Below are 26,850 nucleotides of genomic sequence, written 5' to 3' on the forward strand. Positions count from 1 at the left end.
CGATGTACAATAACGTAAACTATGAGCTTCGCGGCCAAACAGCATGGTTGACGCTGAATCGCCCGGAAAAATTAAACGCTTTTACCGAGGAGTTAAACCGCGAGCTAAAAAGCGCCTTAAAGCAGGCCGGGGGAGATCCCGAAGTACGGGCGATTGTCATAACCGGTGCAGGTCGCGCTTTTTGTTCGGGCGAAGATTTGGGTGGTGTCACTGAAGGCACAGACCATGGCGAAATTTTGCGGACCCGCTACAATCCGATGGTCATGGAGCTTGAAAAAGTTGAGAAGCCTGTAATAGCGGCCGTTAATGGCGTTGCCGCAGGAGCAGGACTGAGTCTTGCCCTTGCCTGTGATTTCCGGCTTGCCTCCGATAAAGCAAGCTTCATTCAAGCATTCATTCATGTCGGTCTCGTTCCCGATGCCGGAAATCTTTATTACCTGCCAAAGCTCGTTGGCCATGCCAAAGCTTTGGAGCTGGCCGTGCTCGGTGAAAGGATATCCGCTGAAGATGCTATGCATATCGGACTCGTCACAAAAGTAATCCCCTCCAGTGAGTGGGAAGAGCAGGTCGCCATGTTTGCCGGCCGGCTTGCCGCACTGCCTACAAAAGCGATCGGTCTGATAAAGCGAAATTTGAAAGCAAGCTGGCAGTGCGGCATTGAGGAATTTTTGGAGAAGGATGCGCAGGCACAGCGGGTTGCCGGATTAACAGACGATCATAAAGAAGGTGTGCGCGCTTTCAGTGAAAAACGGAAACCAATTTTTAAAGGTTATTAAAAGGAGAAGAAAGAATGGACACAGCGAGTGACAGTCCGTTCCATGTTAAAGACTTATTTAAGAAGGGGGGCAATAGAATTGAAGAATGTGGTCGTGATTGGCTCAGGGGTCATGGGAAGAGGGATTGCTTATGTTTGTGCTGTCAGCGGTTTCCTGACTACACTGGTTGATATTAAAGAAGAGCAGTTGAAAAATGCCGAGCTCGAAATCAAAGGAATTTTCAACAAATCGCTCGAACGGGGAAAGCTATCCGCGCAGGAAGTTGACGAAGCGAAGCACCGCTTAACCTTTTCAATTTGTCTCGTTCAGCATGTTAAAGATGCTGATTTAATCATCGAAGCGGTTCCGGAAGTACTTGATACTAAAAAGACGATTTTTGAAGTAATTGACCAGCATGCTCCCGGGCATTGCCTGTTCGCCACAAACACTTCTACGATGAGTCCCACAGAGATTGGCTCGTTTACGAAAAGGCCTGAACAAGTGATCGCGATGCATTTTTTCAACCCGGTCCATAAAATGGCCCTCGTTGAAATTGTCCGCGGCCTTGAAACAAGTGATGAAACAGTAGAAGCAATCCGCAGTGCCGCCGAAAAAATGGGCAAGGAAACAGTCGTCGTCAATGAATTTCCCGGTTTTGTGACAAGCCGTATCAGCGCGCTTGTCGGCAACGAAGCGTTCTATATGCTTCAGGAGGGTGTCGGAACAGCGGAGGAAATTGATAAAGCGATCAAGCTGGGGCTCAATTATCCGATGGGCCCGTTTGAACTCGGCGATCTTGTCGGTCTTGATACCCGCTTGAACAACTTGAAATATCTCTATGAAAAGTTAGGAGAAAAATACCGGCCGGCACCCTTGCTGGAGCAATATGTAAAAGCAGGGCGATTGGGGCGCAAGACGGGAAGGGGCGTTTACGACTACCGGATGGAAAATGAAAAATAAGTATGAAAATACCAGGCCAGCAAACTGCAAAACGCAATGAATCGTTCTGGAAAGCATCAACTCCCTCTGGAAACGTTTTAAAGATCATGTTTCAAACATTGTTCAATTATCCATAAAGTTTTTTAGATGAACCGTGCTATATTTATGTTAACTTAGCGAGAGGGAGTGGAGCCGATGATTATTTGTGAATGGAAGGATTTCAGTACCGACGCCGAAACCTATACGCGCGAGCTGTTTGAAGAAATGGTGCAGGATGAATTTGAGGCAATGATGATCGAGGAAGGAAATCAAATTCCTTCTTATATTTGGACCGCCAATTATGTAGTGCTGATTCGCAGGAACAGCAGGATGTACAATGATATCTCTTTTGATAAAATTCCGCGGAACCCGGTTTGCGAGTAAGCTTTTTTATTGATGAAATGAAATAATGAAGAGTGGATAAAGCAAGCAATATTGCGGATTCATCCACTCTCACTTTTGTATATTAACGTATAAATATGCAATAATATTCACAAATCAATGTTTAAAACACACATTTTGGTAGCGTTTTCATAAAGAATAAACCATTTTATGAATATCATGCTCAACATTTCACAAAATAGACAAACACATTTTCCAACCATTCAATTATAATAAAAGTGTAATAGCAGGAATCATTATTTTTTTTACAAGTATTTGTGAAATATTTCACAAAATTAAATTAGGGAGGTTATTATGATGGCATTAGAGGAAAAAGTTTTAACTGATAAGCAAGACGCCGCTCTGATGGTTGACCGTTTAGTGAAGAAAGCGCAAGCTGCATTGAAGGAATTTAAAGCGTTTGACCAGGAACAAATCGATTCGATTGTTAAAGAAATGGCACTTGCCGGGCTTGATCAGCATATGCCGCTCGCCAAGCTTGCCGTGGAAGAAACAAAGCGGGGCGTATATGAAGATAAAATCATCAAAAATATTTTTGCGACAGAATATGTTTACCATAATATTAAGTACAATAAAACGGTCGGAATCATTGCTGAAAATGAACATGAAGGAGTAGTGGAAATTGCCGAACCTGTTGGCGTAATTGCCGGTGTTACTCCGGTCACCAATCCAACATCGACAACGATGTTTAAAGCGATCATTTCTATCAAAACGCGGAACCCGATTATCTTCGCCTTCCACCCATCCGCACAAAAAAGCAGCAGTGAAGCAGCGAGGGTCGTCCGCGATGCAGCGGTAAAAGCAGGTGCTCCTGAAAACTGCGTACAGTGGATTGAAGCTCCTTCGGTCGAAGCGACAAGGCAATTAATGAACCATCCGGGCGTTTCGCTTATCCTTGCAACTGGCGGATCGGGCATGGTGAAATCAGCCTACAGTTCCGGTAAACCTGCCCTGGGTGTCGGGCCTGGCAACGTGCCATGCTATATTGAAAAAACGGCCAACGTGAAAAGGGCCGTCAATGACCTGATTCTTTCAAAAACATTTGATAATGGCATGATTTGCGCTTCAGAGCAAGCCGTCATCATTGACAAACAAATCTATGATTCTGTTAAAGCAGAAATGATGAAGCATGATTGCTATTTCTTAAACAATGAAGAAAAACAAAAAGTTGAAAAGCTGGTCATCAGTGAAAATACTTGTGCAGTCAACCCTGATATTGTCGGAAAATCTGCCCATGAAATCGCCAAATTGGCCGGGGTCCAAGTGCCGGTTGAGACGAAAATTCTTGTTGCCGAGTTAAAGGGTGTCGGACCGCAATACCCGCTTTCAAGAGAAAAATTAAGCCCCGTTCTTGCTTGTTATAAAGCGAACAGCACGGAGGAAGGCTTGACCCGCTCTGAAGAAATGCTTGAATTTGGCGGGCTTGGCCATTCAGCCGTCATTCACTCAAGCGATGATGCTGTCATCAACGAGTTCGGTAAACGAATGAAGGCGGGCCGGATCATTGTTAATGCCCCGTCATCGCAGGGTGCGATTGGTGACATTTATAACGCTTATATGCCGTCATTAACTCTCGGATGCGGAACCTTTGGCGGAAACTCCGTATCGACAAACGTAGGCTCCATCCACTTGATTAATGTTAAAAAAATGGCGAAAAGGAATGTCAATATGCAGTGGTTTAAAATTCCGCCGAAAATTTACTTTGAAAAGAATTCAACCCAGTATTTGGCGAAAATGCCGAACATCTCAAGAGCGCTTATTGTGACAGATCCTGGAATGGTTAAGCTCGGGTATGTTGATAAAGTTCTCTACTATTTAAGAAAGCGCCCTGATTATGTCCATTGCGAAATATTCTCGGATGTTGAGCCTGACCCTTCAATAGAGACCGTTATGAAAGGTGCAGAAATGATGAAGAGCTTCGAGCCTGATGTCATTATTGCTCTGGGCGGCGGTTCTGCGATGGATGCGGCCAAAGGGATGTGGCTGTTCTATGAGCACCCGGAAACTGACTTTGCCGGCTTAAAACAGAAGTTTATGGATATACGCAAGCGGATCTATAAATATCCGAATCTTGGCGGAAAAGCCCAGTTTGTTGCGATTCCGACAACATCTGGTACAGGTTCTGAAGTTACATCGTTCTCGGTTATCACCGACAAAGAAAATAATATTAAATATCCGCTCGCTGATTATGAGCTTACACCGGATGTAGCGATTATTGATCCGCAATTCGTCATGACCGTGCCAAAACATATTACAGCAGATACCGGGATGGACGTGTTGACACATGCGATTGAAGCATATGTTTCGAATATGGCGAATGACTATACGGACGGACTTGCGATGAAAGCGATCCAGCTTGTGTTTGAATACTTGCCTACAGCCTACCGGAACGGCAACAATGAACTGGCGAGGGAAAAAATGCATAATGCATCAACAATTGCCGGAATGGCCTTCGCCAATGCATTCCTTGGCATCAATCACAGCCTTGCCCATAAGCTTGGAGCGGAATTCGAGATTGCACACGGACGGGCAAACGCCATATTGATGCCGCATGTTATTCGCTATAATGCTGCCAAACCGAAGAAGTTCACAGCGTTTCCGAAATATGAGCATTTTATCGCGGATAAGCGGTACGCTGAAATTGCCAAAACGCTCGGACTTCCGGCGCGGACAACGGAGGAAGGTGTCGAAAGCCTTGTTCAAGCGATAATCAAGCTGGCCAAGGAGCTGGAAATTCCGATGAGCATCGAAGCGAACGGTGTCAGCAAAGAAGTCTTTGAGAAAAAAGTCGACGAACTGGCGGACCGGGCTTTTGAAGACCAGTGCACTACCGCCAATCCGAAACTTCCGCTTGTCACTGAGCTCGCAGAAGTATACCGCCAAGCCTTTAAAGGTGTGTAAATTTTAATGAAAAGCTTATGAGAGCTTGTTGTTCTCATAAGCTTTTTTTGTTTCAGCGAAAGACCCGGAGTGGATAGGAATATCGCATATTTTTGTAGTTTGTAATTCTCACCATTTAAAATTAACAATTAAAACTATTTGAATTTTCTATATTTTTAAACTGCTAATATGATATTATAATATATAACCATTTTATTTCGGTTCGATAATAAAACGTTATGTTTATTGACGGTAATAAAACTTGGAAAGGGGATTTTTTGTGAGGGAAGTATATATTGTCGATGCGATACGGACGCCGGTCGGAAAATATAAAGGAGCCTTAAAAAGCGTCAGGCCGGATGATCTTGGGGCGATTGCGATAAAAGCTTTGACCGCCAGGCACCCGGACATAAATCCGGGCGACATTGAAGAAGTTGTCTTTGGGAATGCCAATCAGGCGGGCGAGGATAACCGCAATATTGCCAGAATGTCGGCGTTATTGGCAGGCCTTCCGGTTGAAGTCGCGGGAACAACGATTAACCGGCTGTGCGGTTCCGGTTTGGATGCTGTGAATTATGCTGCCAGGGCGATTTTTTCAGGGGAAGGTGACATCTATGTAGCCGGCGGGACAGAAAGCATGACAAGGGCTCCTTATGTCGCGGCAAAGCCGGAAAGTGATTTTCCGCGCGGAAATATTGAGTTGTTTGACACGACGATTGGCTGGCGTTTTATTAATCAGCAGCTTGAAAGCATGTACGGTTCTGAGAGTATGCCGGAAACAGCTGAAAACGTCGCAAAGCAATACGGCATTTCCCGGCAGGAACAGGATCAATTTGCGTTGGAAAGCCAGCAAAAAACACAATCAGCTATTAAATCCGGCCGGTTTAACGATGAGCTTACCCCGGTTGTTTATGTTGACCGAAAAGGGAGGGAGATAACGGTTAGAGAAGATGAGCACCCTCGCCCTGGAGTGACCATCGAAGCTCTGGCAAATTTGAAACCGTTATTCCCCGGAGGAACAGTGACAGCCGGAAATGCATCCGGTGTGAATGATGGAGCCTCTGCTTTATTATTAATGGCTGCCGGGCGGGCAAATGAACAAGGTATTAAGCCGCTTGCCAAATATATCGCTTCGGCCGTGGCGGGAGTCAACCCGTCGATTATGGGCGTAGGGCCTGTTGCCGCAGTCAAAAAAGCATTGCAGAGGGCAGGATTATCTATCCATGATATCGGCCTGATCGAATTGAATGAAGCATTCGCTGCCCAGTCGCTGGCCTGTATCAGGGAGCTGGAACTCGATCCGCAAAGAGTTAACGTCAACGGTGGAGCGATTGCACTCGGGCACCCTCTTGGTGCAAGCGGGGCGAGGATTATGACAACACTCCTTTATGAAATGAAAAAACGAAACATTAAATATGGCCTGGCAACGATGTGTGTCGGCGTTGGCCAGGGCATCGCCACCATTGTTGAAAATCTAGAAGGGAACGAATGAAGATAACAGGAATTTAGTTTTGATTACAAACCAAATAAATAAAATATTATGAAAATAATTGCGAATCTTGTAGAATGACAATATGACGGAATTTTGTCGAAATAGAAGTATGATGAAATGAGGATGAACAGATATTGAATACAAGATCAATGATTTTTACCTTATATGGAGATTACATATCCCACTATGGAAGTAAAATTTGGACCGGAAGCTTGATCCGTTTGCTGCATGAATTTGGCCATAATGACCAATCTGTCCGGGCAGCCATTTCCCGAATGAACAAGCAAGGCTGGGTTCAGGCCGAAAAAATCGGCAATAAAAGCTATTATTCTTTAACTCCCCGCGGTGAAAAAAGAATCGAAGAGGCGGCGAAGCGGATTTTTAAATTAAAGCCGGAAAAGTGGGACGGCAAATGGCGCATCCTGATGTACACGATCCCCGAAGAAATTAGGGCCGTCAGGGATGAACTAAGAAAAGAACTAGTTTGGAGCGGCTTCGGGACAATTTCAAGCAGCTGCTGGATTTCCGCCAACAATCTTGAAAAACAAGTATACGATTTGATTGAGAAGTACGGGATTGAACCGTATGTCGACTTTTTTGTAGCGGAATATCACGGTCCACACGAAAACGTGAAATTAGTAAAAAAAAGCTGGGACCTGCAGGAAATTAATGACCGCTACCAGGAGTTTATTAGCGAGTACAGCCAAAAGTATATTATTGATAAAAACAAAATTTCCAAAGGGCAAATGTCTGATGCCGAATGCTTCGTTGAAAGAACGAAGCTCGTCCACGAATACCGGAAATTTTTGTTCATTGATCCGGGCCTGCCCGAAGAGTTGTTGCCGGAAAGGTGGCTCGGCAGCCATGCTGCTGCATTATTCAGCGATTATTATAAGGAGCTGGCCGAGCCTGCGTCACGTTTTTTTGAAAGTGTTTTTAAGGAAGGAAACGAACTAAAGAACCGCCAGGAAGATTATAATGTCCTTGATCATCCTTTTATTATTGATTAATCAGCAAGGCTGGACAATGACAAAAAAGGAGCTTTTAAAGGTGAATCAATTAATTTCACTCCTTAACATTAAATATCCGATCATTCAGGGCGGCATGGGCAATATCAGCAATGCGCCGTTGACGGCAGCCGTTTCCGAAGCTGGCGGACTTGGCACAATCGGGGCTGGAACGATGGAGCCGGATGAGCTTGAAACGATTATCATCGACACGAAGAAAAGAACCACAAGACCTTTTGCGGTCAATATCGCCCTTACCGTTTCCCCATATGTAAAGGAAATCGGAGCGCTCTTGATCAAGCACGGAGTATATGCTGTATCTTTATCAGCGGGAAATCCGGCTCCGTACATTCCAAAGTTTCATGAGCATGGGATAAAAGTAATGGCTGTCGTTGCGTCTGTCAAGCATGCCCGGAAAGCGGAAGCGGCAGGGGCGGATGTACTTGTGGCGGAAGGCTATGAAGCCGCTGGTATCAACTCAAATCTTGAAACGACGACGCTTGCTTTAATTCCGCAAATCGTTGCCAATGTGCAAATTCCTGTAGTTGCTGCGGGTGGGATTGGTGACGGCAAGGGTTTGGCGGCGATGCTTGCGCTCGGAGCAAGCGGGGTACAAATGGGAACAAGATTGATTGCCACAAAGGAAGCCCCATTTCATGGCAACTATAAGCGAAAGCTTCTTCAAGCCTCGGATCATGACACGGTCATTGTCGGCCGGACAGTCGGGAAAATTAGAAGGGTCATGGACACAGAATATGCCCGAAAACTTTTGGATGAGGAAAAGAAGGGTATTACTTCTGAACAATTCGATATGCTCACATCTGAAGAATTTCATAAAATTGGGGCCCTTGAGGGACAGGAAGCAGACGGTTTTATGAATGGCGGGCAAATAGCGGGTCTAATTAAAGATATCCCGACTGTCTCCGAGTTGTTAGAAAGAATGGTAAGTGAGGCCCGGACAGCTTTAAACAGAGCAGGGCAACTAGTTTAATATAAACCGATTGTCAGCCAAGCTTTAGTGCTGGCTTTTTTTAATAGAAAAATTTTTTAATTATATTTAATTTTCGGAATATTATTGACTTGAAAAGAAAAATAATGATAATATAACGTTGTATTCACGGTATCTATAGTAAATATCATACAAAATGAAAACGGTTACATATTTTGGTACTGGCTTGCATGCGTTGCATGGTTAGCCGGATAAAAAAATTTTAATAACAAGGGGGATTACAATGCGAAAATCGGCACAAATTTTCATATTACTTTTAACAGGGATTGTTTTACTTGCAGGCTGCGGCAATGAGACAGCAAATGAGCCTGCTGCTGGTCGAAAAAAAGAAACATTTAAGATCGGCTTAACCCAGTATGCACCACATCCATCTCTGGATGCGGCGACCGAAGGTTTTAAGAAAGCTCTTGAAGATGAAGGCTTTAAAGAGGGAGAAAATGTAGAATTTGATTTCCAGAATGCACAGGGTGACCCGAACAATCCGCAAACGATTGCCAACAATTTTGTCGGCGATGGTGTTGATTTGATTTTTGCCAACGCAACCCCGAGTGCTGTCAGCGCGCTTAACGCCACAAAGGATATCCCGATTTTATTTACTTCTGTCACAGATCCGGTTGGCGCCGGCCTTGTTAAAGCATTTGATAAACCGGGTGAAAATATTACGGGCACTACTGATAATCACCCTGATGCAACGAAACAAACAATTGATTTTATCACGAAAGAAGTTGGTGCCAAGAAAATAGGTGTTATCTATAATGCCGGTGAACAAAATTCGGAAGTCCAGGTCGCTCAAGTGAAAGAGCTGGCAGGTAAGAATGATGCGGAGGTTGTCGGAGCATCCGTTTCAAATTCTGCTGAAGTCAAGCAGGCTGCCGAGTCATTGGTTGGACGTGTCGATGCGATTTATATTCCTACCGACAATACAGTCGTTTCTGCCCTGGAGTCCGTTATAACGGTCGCAAACAATGAAAAGATTCCTCTTTTCGTTGGTGAATTGGATTCGATGAAGCGTGGAGCCATCGCAGCAAGCGGTTTTGATTATTTTGATATCGGCTACCAGACAGGTTTGATGGCCGCACAGATTTTAAAAGGTGACAAAAAGCCTTCAGAAATCCCGGTAGAACTGCCGGATAGCTTGAAGCTCATGATTAACAAGCAAGCTGCTGAGGCACAGGGGCTTGAATTGAAGCCGGAATGGGAAGAGATCGCAGAGTTTTATGATGGTGAATAAGGAGAGGATGGTTTTCATTGTTTACAGCGATTTTTGGAGCGTTTGAATCAGGGATCATTTATGCGATTATGGCTTTAGGTGTATATTTATCCTTTCGCGTTCTTGACTTTCCTGATTTGACGGTCGACGGCAGCTTTGTGACCGGTGCAGCAGTTGCTGCGACGATGATTGTTGCAGGCGGAAATCCGTTTATGGCCACATTGGCCGCTCTGCTTGCCGGTTTTGTGGCAGGCTGCCTGACAGGAATTCTCCATACGTTCGGAAAGATTAATGCCCTTCTGTCCGGTATTTTAATGATGATCGCCTTATATTCAATCAATCTAAGGATTATGGGGAAATCGAACATCCCGCTTTTAAATACAGAAACGGCGCTGACCAATGTCAGTGAGGCCTCCGCCGGGATCGGGCTTGATGGGTTTCTTAATGGAATCCTGACAGCAGTGGGCCTTGGAGGCAGTTTGCCGCGAACATGGGGAATTTTACTGTTCATGTTGATCGTTACTCTCGCCTTCAAGCTTTTTACTGACTGGTTTTTAAAAACGGAAATTGGCCTGGCGCTGAGAGCGACCGGCGATAATAAAAGGATGATCCGCAGTTTATCTGCCAATACAAATGCCATGGTGATTATCGGCCTTGGCCTTTCGAATGCGATGGTTGCGTTCTCGGGAGCGTTAATCGCCCAGCAGGGTGGATTTGCCGACGTTGGCATGGGCATCGGGATCATTATTATCGGGCTTGCTTCTGTCATTATCGGTGAGGCGATATTTGGCACGAAAACGATTGCGAGAACAACGCTCGCCGTCATTGGCGGGGCGATTATTTACCGAATTGTTGTGACCCTGGCATTAAGAGTCGAGTTTCTTGAGGCGGGCGACATGAAGCTGATCACAGCCGCGATTGTCATTTTGGCGTTAATCACTCCTAAAGTAATGGAAAGCTGCCGTGACCGGAAACGAAAAGCACGAAGACATGCAGAACGGGTCAAGATGCTGAATTTGGCTGCTGATGGGAAGGGGGATGCCAATGCTGCACTTAAATCAGATCAATCAAGTTTTTAATGAGGGCACCCCCGATGAAAAAATCGCTCTGAACGATGTGAACCTGCATCTTAACAAAGGCGATTTTGTCACGGTCATCGGCAGCAATGGAGCAGGAAAGTCGACGTTAATGAACATTATTTCAGGCGTTATTCTCCCCGATCTCGGCGAGGTTCATATTGACGGCAAGAATGTAACACCAATTCCGGAATATCAGCGTGCCAAATTAATCGGCAGGGTCTTTCAGGATCCAATGGCTGGAACAGCTCCAAGCATGACGATCGAAGAGAATCTGGCAATGGCCTATGCACGCAACAAATCAAGAACATTGAGGCGGGGCGTGACGAGAAAAAGGAAAGAGTATTTTCGCGAAGTGCTTGAATCCCTGCATCTCGGCCTCGAAAACCGCTTAAATGCAAAAGTGGGCCTGCTTTCCGGTGGAGAACGCCAGGCTTTATCATTGCTGATGGCAACCTTTACCGAGCCGGCGATCCTGCTATTGGATGAGCATACAGCCGCCCTTGATCCGTCCCGGGCGGAATTAATTACGAATTTGACGAAAGAAATTGTTGAGAGATACGGATTGACGACGTTAATGGTGACCCACAACATGCAACAGGCTCTCGATTTAGGGAACCGGCTGATCATGATGGATAATGGCCGGATTATCCTTGAGGTCGATGAAAGCGACAAGAAAAAGCTCACAATCGAAACTCTGCTGCTCGAGTTCCAAAGAATCAAAGGTTCAAAAATGGCTAATGACCGGGCTTTGCTCACTTAAAAGAAAAGAAAAAGGATTGATTAGCGGTTTCCTAATTTAATCCTTTTTCTTTTCGCTGTGCTTTGGAAAATATAATAAAAAATCAGATTTTCATAAATATTTATAATTAATTGACTATTTACCATACGCAATGTTATTATATCGTTAAATATACGTCATACATATTTTTAATTAGTTATGCTTATTTAGAGAAAAAGCGAGGGGGAATGGGATGAAGCCTGGTTTAAGAATCGGAGACGAGGCAACGATAAGGGCTGTTGTTACTCCGGATATGTTTGCCTGTTTTGCCGGTGATATTGTGCATCGCGCTTATTCGACTGTGACGATGGTTTATCATATGGAGTGGGCTTCGAGACAAATTATTCTGCCCTTTCTTGAAGAACATGAAGAAGGCATGGGTTCAGAGGTCAAAGTAAAGCATCTTGCCCCGAGTCCGGAAGGGTCACAGCTTACTATCACTGCACAGGTTCTTGACCTAAAACATAATAAAGTGGTCACAAAAGTATCAGCCCGGAACGAAAAAGAGCTGATCGGGATCGGAGCAGTAACCCAGGTGATTTTATCAAAAGATAGAATAAGAGAGTTGGTCGAAAACCGCTAAGGGGGCTTGAGCCCCACAACTGCAGGGTTATTATTTTCCAGACAAATGAAAGCGTTATCATTTTGCTGAGGGGGAAAACAGATGGATATTTTTGAACAAATTCGCGAGCACGAGCAGGTCGTATTTTGCAATGATGAAGTGACTGGATTGCGTGCCATCATTGCGATACACAGCACAAGACTCGGGCCGGCGCTAGGCGGCTGCCGGATGTTTCCTTATCCTGCTGTCGATGATGCATTGGAGGATGTATTGCGGCTGTCAAAAGGAATGACATATAAGTGCGCGGCCGCTGATGTTGACTTTGGCGGTGGCAAAGCAGTGATCATTGGTGATCCGCAAAAGGATAAAAGCCCGGAACTATTCAGGGCGTTTGGCCAGTTTGTTGAGTCACTGAACGGGAGATTCTATACAGGAACCGACATGGGAACAAGCCCGGAGGATTTTATTCACGCTTTAAAAGAAACGAACTGCATCGTCGGTGCCGATGAAGTATACGGCGGCAGCGGCGACTCGTCGGTACCGACGGCGCAGGGAGTCATTTACGGGCTGCAGGCAACCAATCAGGCGATTTGGGGAACGGATGATTTATCTGGAAAAAGCTATGCAATCCAGGGTCTTGGCAAGGTGGGGCTAAAGGTGGCGGAACGTCTCCTTGAAGAAGGGTGCGATTTATTTGTTGCTGATATTAACGAAAATGCGGTTGAAAAATTAAACTTAAAGGCAAAATCCCTTGGTACTGCTTTAAAAGTGATGAAAAGTGATGAAATTTATGCGGCGGCTGCCGATGTCTTTGTTCCATGTGCTTTGGGCGGGATTCTCAATGATCAAACCATTGAAGTAATGAAAGTAAAAGCAGTCGTCGGCTCGGCGAATAACCAGCTTCTTGAGCTCCGGCACGGGCAAATGCTTCAAGACAAAGGAATCTTATATGCTCCCGACTATATCGTCAATGCCGGCGGCCTTATCCAGGTTGCGGATGAGCTCTATACTCCGAATAAAGAGCGCGTGCTCCGTAAAACAAAAGCAATCTATAACTCTCTTTTAAATATTTACAAGCATTCCGCGGAAACAGGGATTACGACCGTAGAAGCGGCCAACCATTTCTGCGAACAGCGGATTGAAGCGAGAACGCGGCGAAATAGCTTTTTTTCCCATATGAAACGTCCTAAGTGGGCAGTCAGGACGTAATTTTTTTCGCTGTAAAACAACATTACTAAAGTAGTATTCATAAATATAATCACTGCGAGGGTGTGAAGGATGGAAAACCAATTCCCGATTTTTCAAGTGATTGATCAAAACGGAAATTTAGTTTCAGCCGAATATAAGGATCTGCTGACAAAGGAGCTTGCCTGCCAATTCTTGCAGAGCATGATTCGCATCCGGACGTTCGACCGGAAAGCGGTCAGTTTACAGCGGCAGGGACGAATCGGCACATATGCGCCCTTTGAAGGGCAGGAAGCAGCCCAGGTTGGCAGTGCCTTTGCGCTGAAGGAAGACGACTGGCTTTTCCCGACCTATCGGGACCATGGGGCCGCTATGACATTTGGCCATACTTTAACAAAGATTCTGCTGTTCTGGAATGGCCGGAATGAGGGCTGCATTCCTCCTGGGGGAAAGAAAATTTTCCCGCCCGCGATTCCGATCGCCACCCAGCTTCCCCATGCTGCCGGAGCAGCTTTGGCGGAAAAGCGGAAGGGAACAAAAAATGCCGCAATCGTTTATTTTGGGGATGGAGCCACTTCTGAAGGTGATTTTCACGAAGGTCTTAACTTTGCCAGCGTTTTTAAAGCACCGGTTGTCTTTTTTAACGAAAACAATCAGTATGCGATCTCGGTTCCGCTTGATAAGCAAATGAATACGAAGACAATTGCCCAAAAAGCGCTTGCGTATGATATCCCGGGAATCAGGATTGATGGCAACGATGTGTTTGCGGCGTATTTTCAGACTTTAAAAGCGCTGGAGAGGGCGAGAAATGGCGATGGTCCAACGTTGATTGAAGCCGTAACATGGCGGTACGGGGCCCACACAACCGCAGACGATCCTTCCAAATACCGAAACCAGCAGGAGAGCCAGGAAAGGAGAAATTATGACGATCCAATTCTTCGTCTTGAAAGCTGGATAAAAAAAGAAGGATTTTATGATCCGGACTTTGTCAAAAAGGCAGAGGAGGAAGCAGCCAGGGAGGTCGACGAGGCAGTGAAAGAAATGGAAGCTTTTCCTCCCGCAAATCCTGCCGATATTTTCGATCACGTTTTTGCTGTGCCGACATGGTCGCTGCAACAGCAAAAAGATGACTATCTCAAGCTTCTTGGAGGTGTACCTACATGACAACGGCAATCAACACAAAAATGCTGACGATGGTTCAAGCGATCACAGATGGTCTCGATATCATGCTGGAGGAAAAAAAGGAAGTCATTCTTCTTGGTGAAGATATCGGCAAAAACGGCGGTGTTTTTCGTACTACTGATGGGCTCCAGGAAAAATACGGGGAAGAGAGGGTCATCGATACACCGCTTAGTGAAGCTGGATTTGTCGGGGCGGCGATCGGGATGGCGGTGAATGGATTCCTGCCGGTCATCGAAATTCAATTTCTCGGTTTTATTTATCCGGCCTATGAGCAAATCATGACCCATGCGACCCGGCTGCGAATGCGGACAATGGGGCATTTTACTGTGCCGATCGTAATCAGGGCCCCATACGGTGCAGGAGTTAGAGCACCCGAAATTCATTGTGACAGCACAGAGGCATTGTTTACGCATATGCCGGGTATTAAAGTTGTTTGCCCTTCTAATCCGTACGATGCAAAGGGGCTGCTTATTGCTTCAATTGAGGATCCGGATCCTGTCTTGTTTTTAGAGCCGATGAGATGCTACCGCTCTGTCCGTGAAGAAGTCCCTGACGGCAAGTACAGTGTTGAAATTGGGAGAGGGAAGAGGCTCAGGGAAGGCAAGGATGTGTCCGTGATTGCCTGGGGCGCAATGGTTCCGGTTGCCATGAAGGCGGCGGAAGAAATGGCAGGAAAAGGTGTCGGCTGTGATGTTATCGACCTGCGCAGCCTTTATCCGCTTGATAAAGAAATGATTGCCGAGTCGGTCCAAAAAACAGGGCGGACGGTAATCGTCCATGAAGCACATGCAACAAGCGGGGTTGGGAATGATATCATCTCGATCATTAATGATACGTCTTTCCTTTATCAAAAAGCACCGGCAGAGCGGGTTACCGGTTTCGATACTCCTGTTCCTTACTTTGGCTTTGAGGACCATTATTTGCCGACCCCGCAGCGTATTATCCAGGCAATTGGAAAAGTAATCAAGTTTTAGGAGGGAAAATGATGGTCGAGGTAAAGCTGCATGATATCGGCGAAGGGATGACAGAAGCAGAAATCAACTTCCTGTTCGTGAAGCCTGGCGATACGGTCAAAGAAGACGAGGCTCTGGCAGAAGTGCAAACCGATAAAATGACCGCTGAAATTCCAGCTCCACGCGCGGGGGTTATCAAGGAATTGCTCGTTCAACAAGGCCAGACGGTCAAAGTCGGCTCAACCTTGTTTATTTTGGAAACGGCCGAAGTTCCAGAAGAGGAAAGGCAGCAACCAGTTGCTGCCCCCAAGCTTTCGAAACGGGTTTTGGCCTCGCCGTATACGAGGAAAATAGCCCGTGAACAAGGAGTACCGCTTGAGGAAGTTACCGGTTCGGGACCGGGCGGCAGAATAACCGACGAGGATGTGATCCGCTATGCAAAGATAAAAGATCGTCCGAAGAAAGAAGAAGCGAATCTTACATTTGAACGCCACACCTCAGAAAGGCCGCAATCCATACCTGCAAAATCGATTCCATTCCGCGGCAGAAGAAAACAAATTGCCAAAAAAATGGTCCAGTCTGTGTATACCATTCCGCATTGCACTCATTTTGAAGAAATCGATGTGACTGAACTAATGAAATTTCGCGACGAATTAAAAGCCGCCAGGCAAAATATTTCGGCGACGGCTTTTTTTATCAAAGCCTTATCGCATGTATTGAAGGATTTTCCGATTTTTAACGCCGTTTTAAATGAAGAACAGGAAATGATTGACATAAAAACGGATCATCATATAGGCCTCGCGATTGATGCAGAAGACGGGCTGATTGTCCCGGTGATCCGCGATGTAAAAAACAAAACGATTCGCATGATTCATGACGAGATCAAAGAATTAACAGACAAAGCTCTTAGAAATGAATTGAAGATGAACGAGATAACAGGCGGGACCTTTACGGTCAGCAATGTTGGGCCTCTTGGCGGCAGCCTGGGTGCGACTCCGATCATTCAGCACCCGGAAGTAGCGCTGGTTTCTTTTCATAAAACGAAGAAAATGCCGGTTGTGATCGGCGATGATGAAATTGCGATCCGCTCGATCATGAACATTTCGATGTCATTTGACCATCGTGTCGCAGATGGGGCGACAGCCGTACGCTTTACAAATCGATTAGCCGAGCTGATCGAAAATCCGAAAATGCTCGTGTTGGAGATGGTCTAATGGTCGTTGGTGAACTTGTTCAAGAGTATGATGTGGTCGTCATTGGCGGCGGTCCGGGCGGATATCATGCGGCGATTCGGGCAGCGCAGCTCGGCAGGTCTGTTGTGATCATTGAAAAGGAAAAGCTTGGCGGTGTCTGTCTCCACAGCGGCTGTATCCCGTCAAAGGTGCTGGCGGCAGCAGCCGCAAAGCTGCATGCGATCAGAAATTCGTCCCTGTTTGGAATCCTTACCGGCGAGGTCGAGTTCGATTTGGCCGGGCTTACCGGTCATAAAAATAAAGTCATCGAGCAGCTGCATGCCGGGGTTGCTGCCCTGTGCAGAGAAAACAGAATTGAGGTTGTATATGGCTCCGCCTATTTTTTGCAGGAAGATAGAATCGCAGTGGAAAGCGGCGACCATTATCAGGTTTTTCAATATAAAAACGCGATTATTGCGACAGGCAGCTCACCAGCCATTCCTGAAGGGATTATATGTGATGGGGAACAGATTTTTACAGGGAGGAGCATTACGTCTATTCAAGTCGTCCCCGAAAAACTGCTGGTTTACGGAAGCAACTATATTGCACTTGAAACCGCGTTGAGTTTTAAACAATTCGGCGCGGACGTCACGATCATTCTCGACGGGAGAAAAAGTGATTTTTCCTTTGATGCTTCAATTAACCGTGAATTAGAGCGGATTTTGAAAAAGCACGGCATAAAAGTAGTCAAAGATGCGACCCTGCAAAAAGCCATGGTTGAAAATGAAAAAGTAGAAATCTTTTTGCAAACAGAAAAGGAAGCTTTAAATTTGCAAGGCTCGCATTTGTGCGTTTCTTTAGCCCCCAAGCCTAATCTCGAAGAATTGGGACTTGATAGAATAGGAGTGGAGCTGACAGAGGAAGGCTATATCAATATAGATGAACAATGCCGAACGTCGAAACAGAATGTTTTTGCGATCGGTGATGTTACATCAGGACCGCCCCTCGCAGTTAAAGCGATCAAGCAAGGAAAAACGGCGGCAGAAACAATTGCCGGTCAAACGGCAGAGGCTGACCTGAACCTTCTACCGATGATTGTTCATACGATTCCACCAATCGCCACTGCCGGTTTGACTGAAGCGGAGGCAATAAGTGAAGGATATGAGATTGAAGCTAGTCAATTCCCGCTCGCAACAAATGGTTATGCGGCGATTCACAATCAGCGCGACGGGTTCGTAAAAGTAGTTTTAGATAAAAAAAACGATATTCTTTTAGGGGTTCATATATTTGGCTTTGGGGCAGTTGAGCTGATTTCAGCAGGAACGATCGCGATGGAAATGGCGGCAAGGGATGAAGATCTGACATTTCCTCACTATCCGCATCCGAGCGTGAATGAAGCGTTGCTGGAAGCCGTTGAAGCGATAAAAGGCAGAGCGATTCATTTAGCATTTCCAAAGCGGAAAGAAAAGGTGAAAAGCTAGTTGATCTTTTACTGCACCAAAGCATTATAGCTTTACATGACGCTCTTGAGAAAAAGATAGAGATTATTTTACTATTAATTCTGAATATTAATCATTTTATTGGAGGGTTTGGGATGCAAGAAAATACGTTGAAATCGCAAGTAGTGACTGAAGACTTTTTTCCGGTAAAAGAGGTTGACTATCTGGAGATCTATTCCGGGAATGCCAAGCAGGCCAGCCATTATTTCTGCACAGCGTTCGGCTTCAGGCCTGTCGCGTATTCGGGACTTGAGACTGGGAATCGTGAAACGGTATCATATGTTCTTCAGCAGCGAAAAATCAGGCTCGTTATCACAGGTTCATTGACAGAAAGCACCCGGGTTGCCTCTTTTGTGAAGAAGCATGGCGATGGGGTCAAGGATATTGCGCTAACGGTCGACAATGTTGAAAAGGCTTACAGAGAAGCGGTTGCGCGTGGAGCGATCGAAATCACACCTCCATTTGAAATCAAAGATGAACACGGGGTTGTCAAAAAAGCCGTCATCGGTACATATGGCGATACGATCCATACGCTTGTTGAGCGTAATGACTATCATGGTGCTTTTATGCCCGGCTATGAGCCATATGAGACGACCACCCCGTATGAAGACGCCGGTTTTATCGGGATTGATCATGTCGTTGGAAACGTCGAGCGAATGGAAGAGTGGGTTAGCTACTATGCCAATGTCATGGGCTTTAAGGAAATGACACATTTTACGGATAAGGACATCAGTACGGAATACTCGGCACTCATGTCAAAAGTGATGCACAACGGCGGCCGCATTAAGTTTCCGATCAATGAGCCGGCAGAAGGAAAAAGAAAATCGCAAATTCAAGAGTACCTTGAGTTTTATAATGGACCAGGCGTCCAGCACCTGGCGATTTTAACAGAGGACATTGTCGAGACCGTCCGCATCCTCCGCAACCATGGTGTTGAATTCCTGTCAACCCCGGACACCTATTATGACATGTTGACAGAACGAGTCGGAAAGATAGATGAAGAGATTGATAAGCTGAGGGAATATAACATTCTCGTTGATCGCGATGATGAAGGCTATTTGCTGCAAATCTTTACAAAACCGATCGTCGACAGACCAACGTTATTTATCGAAGTGATCCAGCGAAAAGGAGCACGCGGTTTTGGTGAAGGCAACTTTAAGGCATTGTTTGAATCGATTGAACGCGAGCAGGCAAAACGGGGAAATTTATAAGAATAATAGCGGGGAGAGAAATCTCCCTTTTGGGATTGGGGGTGGCCTGAATGAAATTTGTGACCTTTAAAAAGAAGGATGGAGTGGTCCGGGCAGGATGGCTGCAGGGAGAAGATCTGGTTGTTGATATGCACGAGGTTTCCAATGGTGTGCTTCCGAAAAATATGCTCGATTTCATTCAGGACCATTCCTTTTTCATGGACCATGTTCGTTCCCTTGCCAACTTGACAAAAAATGTTCGGGGAACATACCCTCTAAGCGAAGTCGAACTAAAAGCGCCTTTGCCGAATCCACGCAGCGTGCGCGATTTCTATGCTTTTGAAGACCATGTTAAAAATGCAAGGCAAAACCGCGGTCTTGAAATGATCCCTGAGTGGTACGAGATTCCGGTGTTTTACTTTTCCAACCATCTTGCCGTTATCGGCCCGGGCGAACCTGTGATCAAGCCTGCGAAATGTCAATGGCTCGATTATGAGCTTGAAATCGCCTGTGTGATTGGAAAAGGCGGAAAAAATATTAAGGCTGAGGAAGCAGAGGAATCTATTTTTGGCTACTGCATCATGAACGATTGGAGCGCCCGGGATCTGCAGCGCCAGGAAATGAAAGTCGGACTTGGCCCTGCGAAAGGAAAGGATTTTGCGACCTCGCTTGGGCCTTATATTGTGACCAGGGATGAACTGGAATCATACAAACTGGAAAAGAGCTATAACCTTGAGATGAAAGCGTCTGTGAACGGCAGGGAATTGTCAAAAGGGAATATGAAGGAACTCTATTATTCGTTTCCGGAAATGATTCAAAGGGCATCTGACAGTGTGGCACTGTATGCAGGAGAGGTGATCGGTTCCGGGACTGTTGGAAGCGGCTGCCTGCTTGAGCTCGGACAGAAGATCCACCGCTGGCTTGAACCAGGAGATGAAGTAGAGCTCGAAATAACGGGGCTCGGTGTCTTAAGAAATAAAATTGCGGATAATTAAGCGTTCAGAACAATAAATAAGCGTTCACGTGGATAATTAAGCGTTCAGATCAATAATTAAGCGTTCACGCGGATAATTAAGCGATCAGAACAAAAGGGAGAGATGGATAAGAATGTATTACCGTAAAATGGGTAAAATTCCGCGAAAGCGGCATACCATTTTTAAAAAAGAAGATGGTTCGCTTTTCAGGGAGCAGGTGATGGGCACAAAAGGTTTTTCCGGAACCCAATCGATTCTGTATCACCACTATATGCCAACGGAAGTGGCAAAGTCAGAGCTGGCCGGCAAGTATTTGCCTGAATACGAAGAGGACCATCCTTTAAGCCACCGTCACTTTTATACAGATCAATTGACAGAAAGCAGTGACGCGTTAACAGGCAGAAACTATTTGCTGGGAAACGATGATTTGTTGATTGGCGCAGTCAACGTATCCAAACCGATGGAAAGCTTTTATCGGAATGGTGATGGCGATGAAATGCTTTATATCCATTACGGATCCGGTAAATTGGAAACGATGTTTGGAACGATTACTTATCGCCCGGGAGATTATGTCGTGATTCCGATCGGTACGATATACCGGCTGATCCCGGACTCAGGCGGGGAAACGAAAATTTTATTCGTCGAGTCATTCAGCGAAATTACAACGCCGCGGCGGTACCGCAATGAATATGGACAGCTGCTTGAACACAGTCCGTTTTGTGAGCGGGATATTCGCGGTCCGGAAGTGCTCGAAACGCATGATGACCGCGGCGAGTATCAAGTTCTGACAAAATCGCGCGGCTATCTTCATTCCCATTTGCTTAACCATCATCCGCTGGATGTAGTCGGCTGGGACGGATATTTATACCCGTGGGCGTTTAACATCAGCGATTTTGAACCGATAACCGGCCGCATTCATCAGCCGCCGCCCGTTCACCAAACATTTGAAGGGCATAATTTTGTCGTCTGCTCCTTTGTTCCGCGCCTCTACGATTACCATCCCGAGGCGATACCGGCTCCGTACTATCACAGCAATGTAAACAGCGATGAGCTTCTTTATTACGTCGCCGGCAATTTCATGAGCAGGAAAGGGATCAAGGAAGGATCGATCACCCTGCATCCAAGCGGAATACCGCACGGACCGCATCCGGGAAAAGTGGAAGCAAGCATCGGCAAAAAGGAAACGCTTGAGCTTGCTGTGATGATTGATACGTTTAAGCCGTTAAAGGTTGTCAAAAAGGCAAAAGCAATTGAAGACGAAAATTATATGTTTTCATGGATTCAGGAATAAATACTATTAAAAAAGAAAATCCCGGACCGGTCCGGGATTTTCTTTTTGCGGATATATTATCTGCTTATCTTGCTGCTTTCCGCATTAATTCTGAAACGGAATCTGCAATAAACACCAATATTAAGTAACAAAAAATGATTAAAGTAATATCGGAGTAATGGAAATAACTCATGCTCATTTTAAACTGCTGGCCAAGACCGCCTGCACCGACAAAGCCGACGATGATCGTCGTCCGCATAATCACTTCCCAGCGATAGAGGATAAAGGTAAGAAACTTCGGCATAACAGCCGGTATAATTCCGTAGATGAAAAGCTGGCTTCGGCTTGCTCCGCTTAAGCTGAGATTGCGGATCGGCTTTGTGTCAATGTCCTCAATCACCTCGGCACACAATTTGCCGAGAATCCCGAAGTTATGGAGAGCAAGCGCTATTGCTCCAGGAAGGATGCCGGGTTTAAAAATAAAAATAATAATCATTGCCCAGACAAGTTCCGGCACCGCTCTGCTAAAAATATAGATACTGCGGACAATGGCAAAAAGTACCCTGCCATACCAGCCTTTGGACATCGTGAGTGATCCATTCGCGATATTTCTTGCAGCTGGAATGACGCTCAAAAACATGGCGATCGTCGCAAAGCCAACCGCCATGATGCTCATCATGAACGTGTCAAAGGTCAATCCCAATGCAACACTCCAGTTTTCCCAGCTTGCAAAGGCAGGAAGTTGTTCACCGATTCCCATCAACCCTCTTAAAAACTGGGCCGCATGGTTTAAATTCTTTTCAGTGAAAAGCCCAATTAAATCAGCCTTTTCATCAACTGTTATAAACAACCATGAGCCGATGATGAGCAAACCTGCAAAAAGTAGTGATAGCATCCCTTGATAATGTCTTGCTGCATCGTCCGAGAAACTGTTCCTGAGCTGGTTGCTCCAAAGATCAACCAGCACAACAATCGCGATTAGGAAAAACATAAAAGTCCAAACTTCGGAGTAGTTTAAATCGTCTAAAGATAATTGGATTTGGTAACCTAATCCGCCAAGGCCGACAAAGCTCATAATCGCAGAAGAGCGGATCGCGCATTCGAAACGGTACATCGTATAGCTGATCATGTTTGAGCGGACGGCAGGGAAGTAACCATAAAGCAGGCATTGGAGCTTGGAAGCTCCGGCTGCTTTCAGTGCTTCGATTGGTTTTTGCGGCACATCATTTAACATATCAGCAAAAATTTTTCCGAGTATCCCACCATACGGAATCGCCAGCGCAAAAATCGCACTGTAAGGTGTCAGGCCAAAGGCGGCAACAAACAACCACGCCCAAATCAGTTCATGAATCGCCCTCATAAAACCAAGAATGCCCCTGAAGAAGACATTCGAAACGAAAGCCGGCTTTTTTCCGTTCGATAGAACGCCTGATGCGAAAATACCAAACAAAAAAGCGAGAAGAATCGCAAGCGTCATCCCCGCTACTGCGTATGCAAGTGTGATTCCCGTTGAGGAAATGGCTAATAATAATATCCGGGGAGACAGGTCAGGCTGAAGCAGCGATTGCAAAAGCTGGGCCAATGTTGCGCCCCCGCCGTCATGAACGAGTTCTTCATTCCAGCTGACTCCGGTCAGGCTCCAAATAAAAATAAAGCTGAGGAGAAGCGTGAGCAGCAGCTTTTTATGAAATTGCAAGCTGTCAATCATTTTTCGCATCAGGACAGCTCCTTTATTTCATAAAGGTTCTTTAAATCAGCATCGGTTACATCAGAGGCCGGCCGGTCAAAAAGAATCTTCCCGTTACGGATTCCGATAATCCTTGTGAAGTATTTTCGGGCATAGTCCACTGAGTGAAGACTGCTCACCAGTGTTTGTTGTTCTTCCCGGACCAGGTTTGTCAGCATCGAAAGGACGTCTTCAGCGCGTGCCGGGTCGAGGGAAGCAACCGGTTCATCCGCCAAAAAGATCTCCGGTTTTTGCAGAAGCAGCCTCGCCATTGCGACACGCTGCTGCTCCCCGCCGGAAAGCTTGGAGGTCCGGGTAAACATTTTATCAACCAGCCCGACTCTTGTTAATGCTTGCTTGGCCAGCTGTTTTTCTCGAGGAAAAACGAGAGAAAACAGCGATTTAAAGAAGCCCCAATCGGACAACTTGCCCGCGAGCGTATTATGAATGACCGCCAGCTCGTTGACAAGGTCAAACTGCTGGCGGATGACGCCGATTCTTTTGGCTCTTTGTTTACGGCCTTTGATTTTACCCGGGGCTTGTCCGCCAATTAATAGGGTTCCGCCATCAGGCTCTTCAATCAAGGCCAATATGTTGAGCAAGGTTGTTTTTCCAGCACCGCTCGGCCCGATGACGGCGACCAGCTCTCCGCGCGCAATAGAAAATGACACGGCAGATAACACCGTTTTGCCATCATAGTTTTTCGCGAGTTGATCGGTCTCGATGAGTGTCTCGGATTGCATTTTTCTTTCACCTACTTGATGATCTCCAATTCTTTGGCCACTTCTTCAATTGCCTTGTAATTGGCGTTTTCTGTCTTAATAAACCGGTCGGTAAAGAACAAATCAAGAATCTCTTTCTGCTCCTTATCCATTGTCAGAAGGGCGTTTGTGATTTTTTCTTTCGTGCCTTTACCAAATTGGCCGTCTACATCGTTAATTGTCCAATTATAATCATAATAAGCGGGAGTTGTATAAAATACATCTACTTTGCTTGTATCGACCTTGTTTTGTTCGACTGCACTTTTCCAGACGGCCTCATTTAAAGCTCCTGCCTGGAAGGATCCAGATTCGACCAGCTTGTATGTTTTGTCGTGCGAACCGGAAAAGTTCGGTTCTCCGTCGAAAACGGTGTTCGGATCGATTCCAGCTTCCATTAAATAATAGCGCGGCATTAAGTGTCCTGACGTGGAGCTCTCACTGCCGAATGTAAAACTTAAATATTTTAAGTCTTCGAGACTTTTCAGATTCAAGCCTTTTTGGGCAATAAATACAGAATGAAACTGCTCGTCGATCGGGCGCTGGGCAATTGCTTCAGATTCGGGAACAAGGCTTCTGGCCTGCACACCAGTAAGGCCGCCGAACCAGGCAAGGTGGATGTCTCCGCGTTCAAATGCCGTCACGAGGGCAGCGTAGTCAACCGAAGGGACGTATTCCACCTTCAATCCTGTTTCTTCATGCAAATATTTCGCCATTTCTTCCATGCTTCGATTCAAATCCGCGGCACTCTGGTCAGGAATAGCCCCAATTTTGAATACTTCCTCCGCCGTTTTTTCTGAACCGCCGCTTGAACAAGCCGCCAGTAAAAAAGTCGATAATAATAAAACAAGCCATTTTCTCATGGGAGCTCACCTCAAAAATGATATTTTATATAAGATTTTACTATTTGTCCGCGATTGTGCTGTAAGTTTTTTCACATTTGAATGCGTAATTGGACAAATTTGAAACCCCTCCTTGCAAAAAAGGAGGGGAATGATTGGTTCTATGCTTTGCTGACCTGCCGGGACCATTCTTCGACATCCCAAACTTTTGTAACCCAATCCTCGTAAAAATCGGGCTCATGGCAAACTAACACAACTGTGCCCTTATATGCTTTTAAGGCTCGTTTTAATTCTGCTTTGGCCATGATGTCCAGGTGGTTGGTCGGCTCGTCAAACAATAGCCAATTGCTTTCGTGCATGAGCAGCTTGCATAATCTGACTTTCGCCTGTTCGCCACCGCTCAGCTGATTTAAAGGTCGGGAAATATGCTCGTTTTTCAACCCGCAGCGGGCGAGAGCGGCACGGACCTGATGCTGGTCCAAACCGGGAAACTCATTCCAGACATCATCGATCGGTGTCATGTTTTCGGCTTTCACTTCCTGTTCAAAATAAGAAGGATAGAGGAAGTCCCCACGCTCAACTTTGCCGCTCAACGGTTCGATTTTTCCGAGCATCGTTTTTAAAAGCGTCGACTTGCCGACCCCATTGCAGCCGACGATCGCAATTTTGTCACCGCGTTCGATTGTGATCGACATTTTTGGAAGGAGGGGATGGCTGTAGCCAATTTCAAAATCGGTCCCTTCAAACACATATCTGCTGCTGCCGCGCGCCTCTTTAAAATCAAATGCCGGTTTAACAGCCGTTTCCGGGCGGTCAATTCGTTCGAGACGGTCAAGCTGCTTCTGGCGGCTTTTCGCCCGGCCTGTCGTCGAATAGCGCGCTTTGTTTTTCGCGATAAAATCCTCTTGCTTTTTAATGAATTCCTTCTGCTTTTCATAAGCATTGATGTGCTGGTTTTTGTTGATTTCAGCCAGTTCGAGAAATTTTTCATAGGTGGCCGTATAGCGGCTCAGCTTCGAAAATTCGAGATGAAAAATCACATTGGAAACTTGATTCATAAACTCGGTATCATGGGAGATCAACAAGAAAGCGTAAGGATATTCCTTTAAATAACCGGTCAGCCAGCGGATATGCTCAACATCCAAATAGTTGGTCGGCTCGTCAAGCAACAGGACCTTCGGCTGCTCAAGCAATAGCTTTGCAAGCAACACCTTTGTTCGCTGCCCGCCGCTCAGTGCCGAAACATCGCGGTCGATTCCGATAGCATCGAGGCCAAGCCCGCGCGCCGCTTCTTCAATTTTTATTTCCAATGAATAAAACCCGCCAGCATCAAGCTCATCCTGGATTTCACCCATTTTTTCAAGCAGTATTTCCAGTTCTTCCGGGGAAGCATCTGCCATTTTTGCAGTCACTTCGTTTAACTCCTGTTCTTTTTGAAAGAGCGGGAGAAAGGCATCACGCAGTACATCACGGATCGTGCGGCCGGGAGTCAGGATCGTATGCTGGTCCAAATATCCGTATTGGACGCCGGGAGTCCATTCTACCTTTCCTGAATCGTGAATCAATTGCGCTGTGATTATATTCATTAAAGTGGATTTGCCAACACCGTTCGCTCCCACTAAACCAGCATGATCCTCTGCCAGTAATCGAAAGGAAACATCCTTAAACAAAGTCCGGTCTCCAAATGTATGACTCAATTTATCTACAGTTAATAAGCTCATTCTTCGTCTAGCCTCACTTTAAAAAATCGTTCATTTTTTCATCATACTAAACAATTTGTGAGAAAACTAGACCTTTGCTTCGTAATGAAAAATTATACAGTTTTTCTGTCATTTTTGACGCTTCTTCCTGAATAAAACCGCATATTTTCATTCATATTCGGCTGTTAATGGAAGTTTCGTACTGCCTGGAAAAAGATAAAATAACCCTTTCTAACTGTCCTTATTC

23 protein-coding genes are annotated in these 26,850 nt (G+C 45.8%); 19 read left to right on the top strand and 4 right to left on the bottom strand.

The window, feature by feature from the left end:
• Positions 1-2 precede the first annotated feature (2 nt).
• From CU633_RS04775 to CU633_RS04865, 19 genes are all read left to right on the top strand, one after another.
• Positions 3-776, top strand: coding sequence for an enoyl-CoA hydratase-related protein (locus tag CU633_RS04775; protein ID WP_101658586.1), 774 nt, complete (start codon positions 3-5; stop codon positions 774-776).
• Positions 777-818: 42 nt separating this feature from the next.
• The gene (locus CU633_RS04780; RefSeq protein ID WP_101658657.1) at positions 819-1,715 is read left to right on the top strand and encodes a 3-hydroxyacyl-CoA dehydrogenase; all 897 of its coding nucleotides are present in this window, start codon (positions 819-821) and stop codon (positions 1,713-1,715) included.
• A 174-nt stretch (positions 1,716-1,889) separates the two neighbouring features.
• Positions 1,890-2,117 carry a hypothetical protein gene (locus tag CU633_RS04785; protein ID WP_101658587.1) on the top strand — a complete coding sequence of 76 codons (228 nt, stop codon included), beginning with the start codon at positions 1,890-1,892 and terminating at the stop codon, positions 2,115-2,117.
• 315 nt (positions 2,118-2,432) lie between these two features.
• Positions 2,433-5,036 (top strand): bifunctional acetaldehyde-CoA/alcohol dehydrogenase, encoded by a 2,604-nt coding sequence (gene adhE, locus CU633_RS04790; protein WP_101658588.1) that lies wholly within the window; start codon positions 2,433-2,435, stop codon positions 5,034-5,036.
• 259 nt (positions 5,037-5,295) lie between these two features.
• The gene (locus CU633_RS04795; RefSeq protein ID WP_101658589.1) at positions 5,296-6,507 is read left to right on the top strand and encodes an acetyl-CoA C-acyltransferase; all 1,212 of its coding nucleotides are present in this window, start codon (positions 5,296-5,298) and stop codon (positions 6,505-6,507) included.
• Positions 6,508-6,641: 134 nt separating this feature from the next.
• A complete protein-coding gene (gene paaX, locus CU633_RS04800; RefSeq protein ID WP_101658590.1) occupies positions 6,642-7,517 on the top strand; it encodes a phenylacetic acid degradation operon negative regulatory protein PaaX in 876 nt (291 codons plus the stop codon).
• Positions 7,518-7,557: 40 nt separating this feature from the next.
• Complete coding sequence (locus CU633_RS04805) at positions 7,558-8,505, top strand: NAD(P)H-dependent flavin oxidoreductase (protein WP_101658658.1); 948 nt, start codon at positions 7,558-7,560, stop codon at positions 8,503-8,505.
• A 241-nt stretch (positions 8,506-8,746) separates the two neighbouring features.
• Positions 8,747-9,754, top strand: coding sequence for an ABC transporter substrate-binding protein (locus tag CU633_RS04810; RefSeq protein ID WP_101658591.1), 1,008 nt, complete (start codon positions 8,747-8,749; stop codon positions 9,752-9,754).
• A gap of 17 nt (positions 9,755-9,771) precedes the next feature.
• Complete coding sequence (locus tag CU633_RS04815; RefSeq protein WP_101658592.1) at positions 9,772-10,812, top strand: ABC transporter permease; 1,041 nt, start codon at positions 9,772-9,774, stop codon at positions 10,810-10,812.
• Positions 10,778-11,572 (top strand): ABC transporter ATP-binding protein, encoded by a 795-nt coding sequence (locus CU633_RS04820; protein WP_101658593.1) that lies wholly within the window; start codon positions 10,778-10,780, stop codon positions 11,570-11,572. The genes CU633_RS04815 and CU633_RS04820 overlap by 35 nt, the downstream gene beginning before the upstream one ends.
• Positions 11,573-11,783: 211 nt before the next feature.
• Entirely contained in the window at positions 11,784-12,173 is a 390-nt protein-coding gene (locus tag CU633_RS04825) for a thioesterase family protein (RefSeq protein ID WP_101658594.1), read from the top strand.
• A gap of 81 nt (positions 12,174-12,254) precedes the next feature.
• Entirely contained in the window at positions 12,255-13,361 is a 1,107-nt protein-coding gene (locus tag CU633_RS04830) for a Leu/Phe/Val dehydrogenase (protein WP_101658595.1), read from the top strand.
• A gap of 69 nt (positions 13,362-13,430) precedes the next feature.
• Positions 13,431-14,501: a pyruvate dehydrogenase (acetyl-transferring) E1 component subunit alpha gene (gene pdhA / locus CU633_RS04835; RefSeq protein ID WP_101658596.1), complete on the top strand. Its 1,071-nt coding sequence runs from the start codon at positions 13,431-13,433 to the stop codon at positions 14,499-14,501.
• Positions 14,498-15,493, top strand: coding sequence for an alpha-ketoacid dehydrogenase subunit beta (locus CU633_RS04840; RefSeq protein ID WP_101658597.1), 996 nt, complete (start codon positions 14,498-14,500; stop codon positions 15,491-15,493). The genes pdhA and CU633_RS04840 overlap by 4 nt, the downstream gene beginning before the upstream one ends.
• Before the next feature lie 11 nt (positions 15,494-15,504).
• The gene (locus tag CU633_RS04845) at positions 15,505-16,686 is read left to right on the top strand and encodes a dihydrolipoamide acetyltransferase family protein (protein WP_101658598.1); all 1,182 of its coding nucleotides are present in this window, start codon (positions 15,505-15,507) and stop codon (positions 16,684-16,686) included.
• Positions 16,686-18,125: a dihydrolipoyl dehydrogenase gene (gene lpdA, locus CU633_RS04850; RefSeq protein ID WP_101658599.1), complete on the top strand. Its 1,440-nt coding sequence runs from the start codon at positions 16,686-16,688 to the stop codon at positions 18,123-18,125. Before CU633_RS04845 ends, lpdA begins: the two co-directional genes overlap by 1 nt.
• 113 nt (positions 18,126-18,238) lie before the next feature.
• Positions 18,239-19,354, top strand: coding sequence for a 4-hydroxyphenylpyruvate dioxygenase (gene hppD, locus CU633_RS04855; protein ID WP_101658600.1), 1,116 nt, complete (start codon positions 18,239-18,241; stop codon positions 19,352-19,354).
• Positions 19,355-19,404: 50 nt separating this feature from the next.
• Positions 19,405-20,328: a fumarylacetoacetate hydrolase family protein gene (locus CU633_RS04860; protein ID WP_101658601.1), complete on the top strand. Its 924-nt coding sequence runs from the start codon at positions 19,405-19,407 to the stop codon at positions 20,326-20,328.
• A 106-nt stretch (positions 20,329-20,434) separates the two neighbouring features.
• Entirely contained in the window at positions 20,435-21,598 is a 1,164-nt protein-coding gene (locus CU633_RS04865) for a homogentisate 1,2-dioxygenase (protein WP_180954870.1), read from the top strand.
• A 64-nt stretch (positions 21,599-21,662) separates the two neighbouring features.
• Here CU633_RS04865 and CU633_RS04870 read toward each other — a convergent pair whose 3' ends face one another.
• From CU633_RS04870 to CU633_RS04885, 4 genes are all read right to left on the bottom strand, one after another.
• Positions 21,663-23,294 (bottom strand): PhnE/PtxC family ABC transporter permease, encoded by a 1,632-nt coding sequence (locus CU633_RS04870; protein ID WP_101658603.1) that lies wholly within the window; start codon positions 23,292-23,294, stop codon positions 21,663-21,665.
• Complete coding sequence (locus CU633_RS04875; RefSeq protein ID WP_101658604.1) at positions 23,294-24,046, bottom strand: phosphonate ABC transporter ATP-binding protein; 753 nt, start codon at positions 24,044-24,046, stop codon at positions 23,294-23,296. The genes CU633_RS04870 and CU633_RS04875 overlap by 1 nt, the downstream gene beginning before the upstream one ends.
• 11 nt (positions 24,047-24,057) lie before the next feature.
• Positions 24,058-24,924 carry a putative selenate ABC transporter substrate-binding protein gene (locus tag CU633_RS04880; protein ID WP_101658605.1) on the bottom strand — a complete coding sequence of 289 codons (867 nt, stop codon included), beginning with the start codon at positions 24,922-24,924 and terminating at the stop codon, positions 24,058-24,060.
• A 140-nt stretch (positions 24,925-25,064) separates the two neighbouring features.
• Positions 25,065-26,624, bottom strand: a complete 1,560-nt coding sequence (locus CU633_RS04885; RefSeq protein ID WP_101658606.1) for an ABC-F family ATP-binding cassette domain-containing protein — start codon at positions 26,622-26,624, stop codon at positions 25,065-25,067.
• Positions 26,625-26,850 lie beyond the last annotated feature (226 nt).

The organism is Bacillus sp. V3-13, from assembly GCF_002860165.1.
In the GTDB taxonomy this organism is placed as follows: domain Bacteria; phylum Bacillota; class Bacilli; order Bacillales; family Cytobacillaceae; genus Bacillus_BJ.